The 12,390-nt window shown below is 65.8% G+C and carries 14 protein-coding genes; 6 read left to right on the top strand and 8 right to left on the bottom strand.

Annotated features, from left to right (window positions below; all coding sequences use genetic code 11):
• Positions 1-9 precede the first annotated feature (9 nt).
• From FHY19_RS05175 to FHY19_RS05155, 5 genes are all read left to right on the top strand, one after another.
• The gene (locus FHY19_RS05175) at positions 10-699 is read left to right on the top strand and encodes a response regulator transcription factor (protein WP_104616555.1); all 690 of its coding nucleotides are present in this window, start codon (positions 10-12) and stop codon (positions 697-699) included.
• A gap of 17 nt (positions 700-716) precedes the next feature.
• Entirely contained in the window at positions 717-2,078 is a 1,362-nt protein-coding gene (locus FHY19_RS05170; RefSeq protein ID WP_259163992.1) for an ATP-binding protein, read from the top strand.
• A 271-nt stretch (positions 2,079-2,349) separates the two neighbouring features.
• Positions 2,350-2,715 carry a BlaI/MecI/CopY family transcriptional regulator gene (locus tag FHY19_RS05165; protein ID WP_259162602.1) on the top strand — a complete coding sequence of 122 codons (366 nt, stop codon included), beginning with the start codon at positions 2,350-2,352 and terminating at the stop codon, positions 2,713-2,715.
• Complete coding sequence (locus FHY19_RS05160; protein ID WP_259162600.1) at positions 2,705-3,994, top strand: TonB family protein; 1,290 nt, start codon at positions 2,705-2,707, stop codon at positions 3,992-3,994. The genes FHY19_RS05165 and FHY19_RS05160 overlap by 11 nt, the downstream gene beginning before the upstream one ends.
• Positions 3,991-4,572 carry a hypothetical protein gene (locus FHY19_RS05155; protein WP_259162594.1) on the top strand — a complete coding sequence of 194 codons (582 nt, stop codon included), beginning with the start codon at positions 3,991-3,993 and terminating at the stop codon, positions 4,570-4,572. Before FHY19_RS05160 ends, FHY19_RS05155 begins: the two co-directional genes overlap by 4 nt.
• A gap of 225 nt (positions 4,573-4,797) precedes the next feature.
• On the opposite strand, the gene modC is transcribed toward FHY19_RS05155, so the two are convergent.
• The 8 genes from modC to FHY19_RS05115 form a co-directional block, all read right to left on the bottom strand.
• Positions 4,798-5,409, bottom strand: coding sequence for a molybdenum ABC transporter ATP-binding protein (modC, locus tag FHY19_RS05150; RefSeq protein WP_259162593.1), 612 nt, complete (start codon positions 5,407-5,409; stop codon positions 4,798-4,800).
• Positions 5,409-6,095, bottom strand: a complete 687-nt coding sequence (modB, locus tag FHY19_RS05145; RefSeq protein WP_259162587.1) for a molybdate ABC transporter permease subunit — start codon at positions 6,093-6,095, stop codon at positions 5,409-5,411. The genes modC and modB overlap by 1 nt, the downstream gene beginning before the upstream one ends.
• A gap of 16 nt (positions 6,096-6,111) precedes the next feature.
• A complete protein-coding gene (gene modA / locus FHY19_RS05140; RefSeq protein WP_259162581.1) occupies positions 6,112-6,888 on the bottom strand; it encodes a molybdate ABC transporter substrate-binding protein in 777 nt (258 codons plus the stop codon).
• A 73-nt stretch (positions 6,889-6,961) separates the two neighbouring features.
• On the bottom strand, positions 6,962-7,786 hold the full coding sequence (locus FHY19_RS05135; RefSeq protein ID WP_259162577.1) for an MBL fold metallo-hydrolase: 825 nt from the start codon (positions 7,784-7,786) through the stop codon (positions 6,962-6,964).
• 13 nt (positions 7,787-7,799) lie between these two features.
• Positions 7,800-8,615, bottom strand: coding sequence for a S1/P1 nuclease (locus FHY19_RS05130; protein ID WP_259156083.1), 816 nt, complete (start codon positions 8,613-8,615; stop codon positions 7,800-7,802).
• A gap of 85 nt (positions 8,616-8,700) precedes the next feature.
• The gene (locus tag FHY19_RS05125; protein WP_115554470.1) at positions 8,701-9,315 is read right to left on the bottom strand and encodes an OmpW family outer membrane protein; all 615 of its coding nucleotides are present in this window, start codon (positions 9,313-9,315) and stop codon (positions 8,701-8,703) included.
• 119 nt (positions 9,316-9,434) lie between these two features.
• The gene (locus FHY19_RS05120) at positions 9,435-10,058 is read right to left on the bottom strand and encodes an OmpW family outer membrane protein (protein ID WP_259156082.1); all 624 of its coding nucleotides are present in this window, start codon (positions 10,056-10,058) and stop codon (positions 9,435-9,437) included.
• Positions 10,059-10,359: 301 nt separating this feature from the next.
• The gene (locus tag FHY19_RS05115; protein WP_259162575.1) at positions 10,360-10,872 is read right to left on the bottom strand and encodes an SgcJ/EcaC family oxidoreductase; all 513 of its coding nucleotides are present in this window, start codon (positions 10,870-10,872) and stop codon (positions 10,360-10,362) included.
• Positions 10,873-11,327: 455 nt separating this feature from the next.
• Here FHY19_RS05115 and gap point away from each other — a divergent pair, with 455 nt between their 5' ends.
• Positions 11,328-12,329 (top strand): type I glyceraldehyde-3-phosphate dehydrogenase, encoded by a 1,002-nt coding sequence (gap, locus tag FHY19_RS05110; RefSeq protein ID WP_104534756.1) that lies wholly within the window; start codon positions 11,328-11,330, stop codon positions 12,327-12,329.
• Positions 12,330-12,390 lie beyond the last annotated feature (61 nt).

Below are 12,390 nucleotides of genomic sequence, written 5' to 3'. Positions count from 1 at the left end.
CTGGCTCACATGCGCATCTTGTTGGTCGAAGACGATCTTTCGCTGGGCGAAGGCATCCGCACCGCCTTGCGGCGTGCTGCCTATGCGGTGGACTGGGTACATGACGGGGTCAGTGCGCTGATGGCCCTGCAGGAAGACACCCTGGATCTGGTGATCCTGGACCTGGGGTTGCCGCGCATGGATGGGATCGAGGTCATTCGCACCGCCCGCGCCCGCGCGCTGGACACGCCGATCCTGGTGCTCAGCGCCCGCGAGCGCGCCGCCGATCGCGCGCTGGGCCTGGATGTGGGCGCTGACGATTATCTGGGCAAGCCCTTCGACATCAACGAGCTGCTGGCGCGCACGCGAGCGCTGCTGCGACGTGCAGCCGGGCGTGCGCAACCGACCTTGCAGGCTGGCGCGCTGCGGCTGGATCCGGCCGGCATGTCGGTGCGTTGGCATGGCCGCGATCTGGATCTGACCCGGCGCGAATTTGCCCTGCTGTGGCTGCTGATGGAGCAGCATGGCAGGCCGATCGGGCGCGAACGCATCCAGCAACATCTCTACGGATGGGACGAGGACGTCGCCAGCAATGCAGTGGATGTGCACGTGCATCAGCTGCGTCGCAAGTTGTCACCGGCGCTGATCCGTACCGTGCGCGGCATCGGTTACGCGCTCGACGAGCAGGCTGCCCAGGCTGCCGCCGTACCGCCGCAATGAATTCGATCCGCCGGGTGCTGTTGCTGGCCTTGCTCGGCGTGTTGTCGTTGCTGATGTTGGCTGCAGCCGGGTTCAGTTATCGCGCCGGGCTGCAGGAAGCTGGCGAAATGTTCGATGCGCGCCTGGTGCAATCGGCGCGCGTGCTGGTGTCGTTGGTGGACGAACCCTTGGGCGATCTGGCGCAGGGCGAGCCGATCGTGATCCGTGGATGGCACGGGCAGGCGCAGGGCGTGGGCGAAGCGCTGGCGTTCAAGGACGGCCATGCCTACGAAACCAAGCTGGCGTTTCAGGTGCGCAATGCCGGCGGCGCGTTGCTGTTGCGCTCGGACAGTGCGCCAGCGCAACCGTTGGCGCCGTTGCGTGCCGGCTATGCAGACGTGCGATTGCCCGATGGTCAGTGGCGTACGTTTACCTTGCACTCGCCGGGTGGGCGCTGGTTTCAATCGGCCGAGCGCGCCGACATCCGCGAAGAGCTTGCCGAAGATATTGCATTGGGCACCTTGCTGCCGTTGCTGATGGCGTTGCCGTTGATGGCGCTGTTGATCTGGGCCGTGGTGAATTGGGCCACGCGTTCGCTGGTGCGGGTCTCCGACGAGATTGGCGAACGCGACCCCAAGCGTCTGCAGCCGTTGCAGCCGCAGCGCATGCCGCGCGAAGTGCATGGCCTGGTACGCGCGGTCAACGGTTTGATGGACCGGGTGCAGGAAGGGCTGGAACGCGAACGCCGCTTCATCGCCGATGCCGCGCACGAACTGCGCACGCCGATCGCGGCGCTGAAAGTGCATGCGGCCAATCTGCGCCTGGCCGCCAACGCGCAGGAACGCGACGAATCGCAACAGCAACTCGATGCCAACGTGCTCCGCATCGAACGCATGGTGGCGCAATTGCTTGCCATGAGCCGGATCGAAGCAGTCACTGCCTTGCCACGGCGCAGCGTGAGCCTGGACACCTTGGTGCGCAGCGAATCCGAAGATGTGCTGGTGGTTGCGCTGCAGCGACAACAAGAGGTGGAACTGGCACTGCAGCCGGTGCTGGTGCTCGCAGACGAGTCTGCGTTGTCGCTGCTGTTGCGCAACCTGCTGGAAAACGCCGTGCGCTACACACCGCCGGGTGGCCGCATCCGCATCAGCACATATGCCGAACCGGTGCCGACGTTGGTCGTCGAAGACTCCGGGCCGGGTATCCCGGAAGCTGCGCGCGGACGTGTCTTCGGCCGCTTCCATCGCGAGCTGGGCACCGGTGTAGAGGGTAGCGGCCTGGGTCTTTCGATCGTGCAGGACATTGCCCAGGCGCACGCAGCGCAGGTCCATCTGGACGATGCGCCAACACTCGGCGGCTTGCGCGTCAGTGTGCGATTTGTGGGCAGTGCCGCCGACTGAGGTCTGCAGTCATTGCGCCATGCATTTGGCCTGGGAACCACGGCCGCTGGCCTTGCGTGTGGCCAAGCATGCCGAAATACGGCCCGGGGCAGCGATGTCGTGGGCAATGTGCGGCGCAGCCCGGCGCAGACGCATGCACCTGCCGACGTGCGTGGCATGAGACTGCAACATCGGCACGGCCCGCGCGGGTCGCTCCCGCAAGCGGCGTGGCTCGCGCTTGACAAGGCGTTCGTTCACAGCTGTAATCGTAAAAAATTACAGACGTAATCCTATGCCGATCAGCGATGCGGAAGCGGTGGTGATGCAGGTGCTCTGGGACCGGGCGCCGCGCACGGCGGACGAGGTGGTTGCCGCGTTGGCGCAGACCCATTGGGCCGAGCCGACCGTCAAGACCTTGCTCAATCGCTTGCTCAACAAGGGCGCCATCGCAGCGCAGAAGGAAGGGCGCAAATACCTCTACACGCCGCTGTTGCAGCGAGATCACTGGGTGCAGCAACAAAGCGAAGGGCTGCTGCAACGCCTGTTCGGCGGGCGGGTTGCGCCGCTGGTGGCACACTTCAGCGAACGCGGAAAACTCAGCGCCTCCGACGTTGCCGAATTGAAGCGCCTGCTCGAGGAGTTGGACGATGAGCCCTGACGCGCTGATGTGGCTGCGCGCCACGGCCTACACCACGGTCGCATTGCTGGCGTGCCTGCTGCTGCGCCGTCCGCTGCGCATTTGGCTGGGTGCCACCGCAGCCTATGCAATCTGGGCCAGCGTGCCGCTCGCGCTGCTGGCAGCCGTGCTACCTGGCCCGCCAGTGGGGGCGGTGGTCGTGCAGGTGCCGGCGCTGACCGCCATCCCGCTTGCACCGGGCACTGGCAATGCCGCAGCAGGCGTGCAGCAGTGGTTGATCGCGGTGTGGCTGGCGGGCGCGGTGTTGAGCGCGGGCATGGTGTGGCGTGGTCAGCGGCGCTTCTTGCGCAGTCTTGGCCCGCTGCATGCGCTGGACAACACGCTATGGGTTGCCACGCATGATGTCGGGCTGCCTGCTTCGCTGGGAGTCATGCGCCCGCGGATCGTGCTGCCGACCGATTTCACCACGCGCTACAGCGCCGACGAGCGTGCCTTGATCCTGGCCCACGAGCGATTGCATCTGCGCCGTGGCGATCTGCAGGCGAATCTGCTGGCCACCGTGCTGCTGTGCATCGGCTGGTTCAATCCGCTCGTGCATCTAGCATGGCGTGCATTCCGGCTGGATCAGGAGCTGGCCTGCGACGCCGCCGTGCTTGCGCGCCATCCGGGGAAACGGCGCAGCTATGCCGGCGCGATGCTCAAATGCCAGCTGGGCAGCAGATGGTCGCCGTTGGCGTGCCGCTGGGCCGCGACGCATCCGTTGACGCAACGCATTTCCGCGCTGCGCGCCCCGGCGCGGGAGATGCGGCGTGCACAATGGAACCTGCGCATGGTGATGGCGGTTGCAGGTGTTGCCAGTCTTGCCGGTTGGGTCATCCAGCCTGGGCGTCTGGGCGCGACACCGACGCCCGGCAATGCGGTGGATTTCAGCACGATGCAGCCGCCCCGTTATCCAGCCGAAGCGCTCACTGCACACCTTGCCGGTTTTGTCGAGTTGCAGATCGACGTCAGCCCGGGCGGCACGCCCGACCGCGTCGTGATCGTGCATAGCCGGCCGGCCGGAGTGTTCGATCGGTCCGTGCTCGATGCCGCGCGTCACTGGCGCTTCAAACCGGCAACTGCAGACGGCAGGCCGGTGGCTTCCCAGATACGTGTGCCGGTCCGGTTCGAGCTGGACCCGCCGGAACAGGCGGGCGCATCCACCGATGCTGGCGGCAGCCAGCGCCTTGCGTCGCAATCCCGGCGCATCGATGACTGCGTTGCATCCGCAGGATGCGCAAAACAAGGGGCACTGCCATGAAGGACGGTCTGGCATGGTGCGGCGTCGTCGCGATGAGCCTGTGCGGCTGCGCAACGCAGCGCATGGCAGAGCAGGAGCACAGTCAGCGCGAGGATTCGGTGGATCAACGCATGCTGCCGCCGCAATCCGGTGGCGGTGGTGGTGCCGTCGCCTCGTATACGCTGGCGCAAACCCAGCGGTTCCGCATGCCGCGCGCCCTGCGCAGCGAGGCGCCGGTGCTGCCGGCCGATTCGCCGCGTCAGACCTTGCCGCCAACCACGGTGTGTGCGCATGTGATTCTTGCAGCCGACGGCGCAGTGCAACGCGTGGACCCCATGTCCGATCGCGACGAATGTGCGGCCGGGCTGTTGCCGGAAAACACCGACCTGCTGCACGCCGTGCGCACCATCGTGCAGCACTGGCAGTGCGTTCCCGCCGCACTATGCACCTATGCGCCGGATGTCGCACAGCCGGCGGCGCTGGATGATTGCAGCGGTGCGACGCATGCAGAGCCGGTGCCGGTGACGTTGTCGTTCGCGTTTACCTTCGAAGTGCGGCAGGGCAAGGTGAGCGTGCGTACCGGCAAGGTTGCGCAGTGAGCGGACGTGACTGCGGCGCTTGATGTGCGTGCGCAGCAACGGCTGTCGCGCAGCGGCAACATCCAGGCCTTCGTCATGCAGGCACTGGCGTGATCAACGACGTCGCGCGGCATCGTCTGCAACGGGCAAGACAACTCTCGGATCACCGTGGTGGATATCGGCCGGACGCGGGCGCCGATTACATCGGCAGGCCGCTCGTTGCCCGTCCCGTCGCCCACCAGCGTCTCACTGCACTACATGCACGCTGTCGGCGATGCGCTGCACCTCATCCGGGTTGTGGCTGACATACAGCATCGGCAGACGGATCTCATCGCGCACGCGCTGCAGGTAAGGGATCAACTCTTCGCGGCGTGCCTGGTCCAGTGCGGACAACGGTTCGTCGAACAACAGGATGGCCGGTTGCGACAGCAGTGCGCGGCCGATGGCCACGCGTTGCGCCTCGCCACCTGACAGATTGCGTGGGCGGCGTTGCAGCAGCGGGGCGATACCGAGCAGGGCCACCACGTCGTCGAATCCGAATGCCGCACCGCGCGCGTGCCGGCCGTAGTGCAGGTTGCGCCGCACATCCAGATGCGGGAACAGCCGCGCATCCTGAAACACATAACCGATCCTGCGTCGATGCGTCGGCACATCCACCCCCTGCGCGTGATCGAACAGGCAGCGTCCATCGATACGGATATGCCCGGCGTGCGGCCGTAGCAGGCCGGCAATGGCATTGAGCACACTGGTCTTGCCGGCACCGGAAGGGCCTACCAACGCCACTACCCGCGCATCGTCCTGGATACGGATATGCCGCTGAAAATGGCCGCGTTGCAGGTGAAGATCCAGATCCAGCATCAATCGTCCTCGCGCCGGTACTGTCTGCGCACCAGCCACTCCGACAACAGCAGCGCTCCCAGCGAGATCGCCAGCGCCACGCCGGCCAGGCGCCACACGCCCGATTCCATGCCCGGCACCTGCATCAATCCATAGATGGCCGACGACAGCGTCTGCGTCTGGCCGGGGATATTCGACACGAACGTGATCGTCGCGCCGAACTCGCCCAGCGCCTTGGCAAACGCCAGCACCACGCCGGCCACCAGGCCAGGCCAGGCCAGCGGCAGGGTGATGCTGAAAAACACCCGCCACGGCCCTGCGCCGAGCGTGGCGGCGGCCGCTTCCAGGCGGCGATCGGTGGCTTCGATCGACAAGCGGATTGCGCGCACCATCAACGGGAACCCCATCACCGCGCATGCCAGCGCCGCACCGGTCCAGCGGAACGCGAACTGGATGCCGAGGTATTCCAGCAACCAGCTGCCGACCGGCCCTTGCGTGCCCAGCACCACCAGCAGCGCGTAGCCGGTCACCACCGGCGGCATCACCAGCGGCAAGTGCAGCAGGGCGTCCAGCAGCGCCTTGCCCGGGAAGCGCCGCCGCGCCAGCAGCCAGCCGCAGGCGATGCCCGGCGGCAGGCTGGCGATGGCGGCAACCAGCGCGACCTTCAGGCTCAGGCCGATCGCGGTGACTTCTTCAGCGGTGAACATCGACAGGCGGTGTACCTCAATCCTGCAACGAAAAGCCGCGACGCACGAAGATCGCCTTGGCCGGCTTGCTGCTCAGCCACTGCACGAACTTGGTGGCCTCGGGCGTGCTGCTGTTCTTCAGGGCCGCCACCGGATACACGATGGCGTCGTGGCTGTCGGCGGGGAACGTGGCGACCACGCGCACCTTGGGCTCGGCGCGTGCATCCGAGCCGTAGACGATGCCCAGCGGCGCCTCACCACGCGAGACCAGCATCAGTGCGGCGCGCACGCTCTCCGATTCGGCCAGACGATCGCTCAGGCCATCCCACTGACCCAGCTTGCGCAGCGAGGCGGCGGCGTACTTGCCGGCCGGCACGCTGCTGGTCTGGCCCACCGCCAGGCGTCCGGTCTCGCCGAGCGCCTTGGCGATGGCGCCGGGTGTGCGTGGATCCACCCGCACCTTGCTGGTGGCCGGTGCGATCAGCACCAGCGTATTGCCGAGCAGGTTGCGGCGCTGTCCCGGCACGACCAGGCCGCGCTGCTGCAGGTAATCCATCCATTCCAGATCGGCCGAGAAGAACACGTCCGCCGGTGCGCCTTGTTCGATCTGGCGCGCCAGGGCGGAACTTGCGGCATACGACACCCGTACCGGCGTGCCGGAGGCTTTTTCGTAAGCGGCGGCAGCCTCGTCCATCGACTCCTTCAGGCTGGCCGCGGCGAACACGGTGACAGGCGCGGTCTGCGCAGCGGCCAGGACGGGCAAAGCGAGCATCAACGCACACGCGGTGCGTTGCCAGAAACCGATGGTACGCATTGGAAATTCCAACCGGGGCAAGACCCCGATCATAGCGGCTGCGCCCAAGCCGCGTGGCGAACGCCAACCGGCGCTACCGAGCCACGCCCGCGCAGCTGCCCGCCTGAAGGTTGGCCTGCAACGCCGGCCGGATCAGCTTGGGCGCGGCAAGCGTGGCGTCGCGTGCCTGCCGTTGCGCGACGAATGCTTCGACATCCACGCCATCGCGCACGTGGATATTGCTGCGCCGTTGTTCGCCGATGCTGGTCTGGTGCGCCACTGCCCGGCCCCCGGGGCCGTAGTCATGGCAGACGAATACACGGGTGTCGTCGGCAAGCGCATACAGGCGCTGGATCGAGGCATACAGTTGCCGCGCATTGCCGCCAGGAAAGTCGCATCGCGCCGTGCCTGCGTCGGGCATGAACAACGAATCGCCAGGAAACAGCGCATCGCCGATCAGGTACGCAATGCTGTCGCTGGTATGCCCGGGCACCGCGATGACGCGCCCCTCCACACTGCCAAGCCCGAAGCGTTCGTCATCGGCAAACAGATGGTCGAACTGCGAGCCATCTGGGCGAAAGTGCTGCGGCAACCCATAGCGCGGGGCCAGCGTCTGCTGCACTTGAACAATACCTTCGCCGATTCCGACCTGCGCCTGTGGCCATTGCTGCTTCAGCCACTGCGCGGCCGACAAGTGATCGGCATGCGCATGGGTTTCCAGCAGCCAGTGCAGCTGCCAGCCGCGTTGCCGGATGGCATCGGCGATGGCCTGCGCTGCGTGGGTCCCGATGGCGCCGGTATCGGCTGCATAGTCCAGTGCCGGGTCGATCACCGCCGCCGCGCCGGACGCCGCATCGGCGACCACGTAGGTGAAGGTGCTGCTGTCGGCGTGGAAGAACGCCAGAACCTCGGGCTGCATGGTTGCCTCCGCGTCAGGGGGTGGCCAGCGCCGCGTTGAGCACGGCGGCCAGTCGGTCGCCCGCCAGCCGCAACTGCGTCTCGGCAATCGGACGATAGGTGGCGATGTAGCTGGCCGGCAATACGTGCGCGTCGGGATACACGCCGGGGGTGATGGCGATCTTGCACGACGCCTGCGCCCATGCCGCCGCCGGCGGCGGCAGCGCGGAAGAGACCGCCGTGGCGGCCGGCAACGCCAGCAGGCGTTGCAGATAGGCGTCGTCGCTGAGGTGGCGGTCGTTGAGCATGCCGCTATCCCATAACGCATGCAGGTTGCTGCCCTTGCCATCGACCTGCAGCTGGAAATCGTTGCCGCCCTTGTCGTGCGCATAACCGGCGTGCATCGGCTGATGGATATCGCCGACAAAATGCACCACGAACTTCAACGCCTGGCGTCGTACCTCCAGCGGCTGGCGACGGTCGGCGAGCACGGCAGTCTGGCGATCGAGTGCGGCGATCACGCAGTTGCCGTCCGGGCAATCGCGCGGTGGCGCATAGTCGCAGTCGTGTTCGCCCAGGTTGACGTAATGCCATGGCCCCGAGCGCTTGCCCAGATCCGGATCGTGCTCGCGCAACTCGTCGGCCCAGGTCGCGACACCGTGCAAGGTGGGGTCCGGCTCGCCGGCAAGCAGCTGCGCCACCTGCGCGCGTGCCTGCGGGTTCAATTCGGTTTCGGCAATGCGCGCCACCAGACGGTGGCCCTGCGGGCCCCAGGCGAAGGCGGTGACCGGCTGGAAGGCCGCAGTCAGCGCCACGGCAAGCACAACGAGAGAGGGGGAGAAGGTCTTCATCCCCCGATTGTACGCAACCGTCCGGGACGGTTTGATGGCTGTCGCTGCCACGTCGCCGCGCAGCACTGCCACAGCGGCAGCGCGATCAGTAATAGACCAGGTAAGAAATGCCGTAGGTCAACGGATCGACCCGCGCCTTGCCAAGCCGCGCGCCGTTGAAATCGACATTGCTGCGCGAATCGGTCCAGCGCGCATCCACGCGCAGCCCGCTGCGGTCGTTGAAGATGAAGTCCACACCGACGTGCGCGGTGGCGCCGACCGAGTCACCGAAGCGCAGCTCGCTGTTGCCGAAGGCTTGCTCGGTGTCTTCGCCCAGGAAGGTGGTGTAGTTGATGCCCACGCCCACGAACGGCGACACCGTGCCGTAGCCATTGATGTGGTACTGCAACAGCACGCTGGGCGGCACCGACCAATAGCTGCCCACCTTGCCGACGCCCTCCAGCTCGAGATCGTGCTTGCCTGCAACGGCGGCATGCACCTCGATCCCGAGGTTGTTGCGGATGAAGTATTCGTAGGTGAACGACAGCGCCGGCGCACCCTTGATCTCGGCGCGTGCGCCGCCGAAGTTGCCGCTGTCGGACTTGGGCGAGACATAGCCCGCGCCGTAGCCGGTTGTCCAATGGCCGGCCGACTGTGCAAGGACGGGAGTGGCCGAAGCGGCCAATGCGATGGCGAGGGCGGTGCGGATGAACATGCTCATGGAATCCCCGGTAGGTCGGACAGGCGTTCGACGTGTCCGACCTGTCCGCAACTCCGGCGGTGGATGCACGTCCCTGGAGGCCAAGTGTGCCAGAGATGCATCGCGCTTGCCGCTGTACCTCAGAACCGATACACGTATGCCGCGCCGTAGACCAGCGGGTCGATATTGACCGTGCCGATGCGGGTGCCGTCGAGGCGGGCTTCGCTGTCGATGTCGATCCAGCGCGCGTTGACGCGCAACGCGCCGCGCTCGCCGAGCTTGAAGTCCAGCCCGGCATGCAGGGCCAGGCCCCACGAATCGTCCAGTTCCAGCTCGCTGCCAGCCAGTGCGCCGCGGGTATCGGTGCTGAAGAATCGGGTGTAATTGATGCCGGCGCCGACGAACGGCGATACCTTGCCCTGGCTGTTGAAGTGGTATTGCAGCGAGATCACCGGCGGCAGATGTTTGGTGCTGCCGACGCGGCCCAGCCCGCGCAAGGCGATGTCGTGCTCGAACGGCAGCGCTGCCAGTACTTCGATGCCCAGGTTGTCGGCGATGAAGTATTCGGCCGTAAAGGTCGGTTTGATGTCCTTGCCCACGTCCGCTTCGAGCGTGCCGCCGACCAGGCGTCCATTGTCGGATTTGGGAGCGACCTGGTGCGCGCCGACGGCAACGGTCCAGTCACCTTTGGATTGAGCCAGTGCGGGGACGCTGGCAAGGCTGGCGGCCAGGCCGGCGAGCAGAAGGGGAGAGCGCATGCGCATAGAGGGTCTCGTTGTGTGCAGGGGATGGACGAAGTCTTGAGGGTTTGCGGGGCCGCCGCCTTGATCCTGATCAAACCGGGGCCGCAACCATCCGGGTTATCGCGATGCGGCGGGTGATGGGTCGGCGGCAGCATCGCTGCGCAATGGCAGCAGCGCGGCGCGCCATGGCGCTTGTCGCAGGCAGGCCGCAGGTCGGATGCGCAGTGCGTTGCGGGCCGCGCCACCGTCGGCGGGGGAGGCGTGCCGACGGTGATACGCGGTAGGGCGCAGACAGCGGGCGGCGTACTCCGGGGCGCCGGCACTACTTGGCCCTGGCGACCTGCGGAGCATCCACTTCCGGCATCGCCGAGCTGTGGTGGTTGATGATCAGCCACTTGCCGTCGCGCTTTTCGTAGACGAAGGTGTAGCGCGCCTGCACATCGCTCTTGTTGCCGTCCTTGTCGGTCAGCGTGAAGGTGTACACACCCGCATCCACCGCGCTGTCGTCATCGAGCACGCGCACGGTGCGGTAATTGACCACGCCCTGGGGCTTTTTGGTCAGGAACATCTCGAAGTACTTTTCGATCTGCTGGCGCGAGGCGCGTACTTCGTTGGACACGGTCGGCAGCAGCACGCCATCGGGCGCATACAGATCGGCCACCTTGTGCGGGTTGCCTGTAGCCAGCGCGGCGTTCCAGGTGTCGAAAAGTGCGGCGACTTCGCGTGCTTCACCGTCCACAGGCAGCGACGCCTTTTCGGTGTAATGCATCACGCCGCCGGCCAGCGCCGGGGTGGCAGCCAGAGCCAAAACCAAGGAGGACAGAGTGCGACGCATGGGAATCTCCGTGTAGTTGATTGGGTGCCTCAGCAGGCAGGGCCAGTATCGAAATCCACGGAGCGCCGAAATGCTGCTGTTCGGCATATGCATGAATACGCTTTTCGGCGTAGTTGGTTGCATTGTAAGTAGTTGTAAATAAAGCGTATCGGCAATGCCGTCGCGTGCGCTGCTGCTCTGCCTCTTAGGTGTCGAGCTGCACCTTGGGTGGGCCAGGGACCGTCAGTGCGCACGCCCGGCGAGCGCGTGGCGCTCTGCAGCCAGGCACAAGGCGCACATCGGCATTCGCCAACGCGGGCGACAAACCCAACAGATCGCTTGCGCATGCACGGTGAGCGGTGCCTGATCCTCGATCCCTTTCCGCATGCAACTGCACGGCCGTCCAGGGAGGACGCTGTTAGAATGTCAGCCCCTTTCCATCCGCCGCGCTGTCGCGGCCGCAGGAGCTAGTGAACATGGCAATCAAGGTTGGCATCAACGGATTCGGTCGCATCGGCCGCAACGTGCTGCGCTCTGCGGTGCAGAACTTCGCCAATGACATCGAGATCGTGGCCATCAATGACCTGCTCGAGCCCGATTACCTCGCCTACATGCTGCAATACGACTCGGTGCATGGCCGCTTCAAGGCCGATGTGTCGGTAGACGGCAACACGCTGATCGTCAACGGCAACAAGATCCGCCTGACCCAGGAACGCGACCCGGCCAACCTCAAGTGGGATGCGGTCGGCGCCGATGTGGTGATCGAGTCCACCGGCCTGTTCCTGACCAAGGAAACCGCGCAGAAGCACATCGACGCGGGTGCCAAGAAGGTGATCCTGTCGGCACCGTCCAAGGACGACACGCCGATGTTCGTGTTCGGCGTCAACGACAAGACCTACAAGGGCGAAGCGATCGTCTCCAACGCCTCGTGCACCACCAACTGCCTGGCGCCGTTGGCCAAGGTGATCAACGACAAGTGGGGCATCAAGCGCGGCCTGATGACCACCGTGCACGCGGCCACTGCAACGCAGAAGACCGTCGATGGCCCGTCCAACAAGGATTGGCGCGGTGGTCGCGGCATCCTGGAGAACATCATCCCGTCCTCCACCGGCGCAGCCAAGGCCGTGGGCGTGGTGATTCCGGAACTCAACAAGAAGCTGACCGGCATGAGCTTCCGCGTGCCGACCTCGGACGTGTCGGTGGTCGACCTCACCGTCGAACTGGAAAAGCCGGCCACCTACGCCGAGATCTGCGCCGAAGTAAAGGCACAGAGCGAAGGCGCCTTGAAGGGCGTGCTGGGTTACACCGAAGACAAGGTCGTGGCCACCGACTTCCGCGGCGAGACCTGCACCTCGGTGTTCGACGCCGACGCCGGCATCGCGCTGGATTCCACCTTCGTCAAGCTGGTGTCCTGGTACGACAACGAGTGGGGCTATTCCAACAAGTGCCTGGAAATGGTGCGGGTTGTCGCCAAGTAAACCTCGTGCTTAGGCGATGCGCAGGGGCCCCGGCATGCCGGGGCCTTTCGTTTTGGATCTG

The sequence above is a fragment of the Xanthomonas sp. 4461 genome (assembly GCF_024806475.1).
Lineage (GTDB): Bacteria > Pseudomonadota > Gammaproteobacteria > Xanthomonadales > Xanthomonadaceae > Xanthomonas > Xanthomonas arboricola_F.
Note: the sequence above shows the minus strand (reverse complement) of the source record. Positions and strands in the feature narration are given on the sequence as shown.

Excerpts from the sequence above, each read along its gene's own strand:
- FHY19_RS05175 (WP_104616555.1), top strand. The coding sequence starts at position 10 with ATGCGCATCTTGTTGGTCGAAGACGATCTTTCGCTGGGCGAAGGCATC.
- FHY19_RS05165 (WP_259162602.1), top strand. The coding sequence starts at position 2,350 with ATGCCGATCAGCGATGCGGAAGCGGTGGTGATGCAGGTGCTCTGGGAC.
- FHY19_RS05160 (WP_259162600.1), top strand. The coding sequence starts at position 2,705 with ATGAGCCCTGACGCGCTGATGTGGCTGCGCGCCACGGCCTACACCACG.
- FHY19_RS05155 (WP_259162594.1), top strand. The coding sequence starts at position 3,991 with ATGAAGGACGGTCTGGCATGGTGCGGCGTCGTCGCGATGAGCCTGTGC.
- modC (WP_259162593.1), bottom strand. The coding sequence starts at position 5,409 with ATGCTGGATCTGGATCTTCACCTGCAACGCGGCCATTTTCAGCGGCAT.
- modB (WP_259162587.1), bottom strand. The coding sequence starts at position 6,095 with ATGTTCACCGCTGAAGAAGTCACCGCGATCGGCCTGAGCCTGAAGGTC.
- modA (WP_259162581.1), bottom strand. The coding sequence starts at position 6,888 with ATGCGTACCATCGGTTTCTGGCAACGCACCGCGTGTGCGTTGATGCTC.
- FHY19_RS05135 (WP_259162577.1), bottom strand. The coding sequence starts at position 7,786 with ATGCAGCCCGAGGTTCTGGCGTTCTTCCACGCCGACAGCAGCACCTTC.
- FHY19_RS05130 (WP_259156083.1), bottom strand. The coding sequence starts at position 8,615 with ATGAAGACCTTCTCCCCCTCTCTCGTTGTGCTTGCCGTGGCGCTGACT.
- FHY19_RS05125 (WP_115554470.1), bottom strand. The coding sequence starts at position 9,315 with ATGAGCATGTTCATCCGCACCGCCCTCGCCATCGCATTGGCCGCTTCG.
- FHY19_RS05120 (WP_259156082.1), bottom strand. The coding sequence starts at position 10,058 with ATGCGCATGCGCTCTCCCCTTCTGCTCGCCGGCCTGGCCGCCAGCCTT.
- FHY19_RS05115 (WP_259162575.1), bottom strand. The coding sequence starts at position 10,872 with ATGCGTCGCACTCTGTCCTCCTTGGTTTTGGCTCTGGCTGCCACCCCG.
- gap (WP_104534756.1), top strand. The coding sequence starts at position 11,328 with ATGGCAATCAAGGTTGGCATCAACGGATTCGGTCGCATCGGCCGCAAC.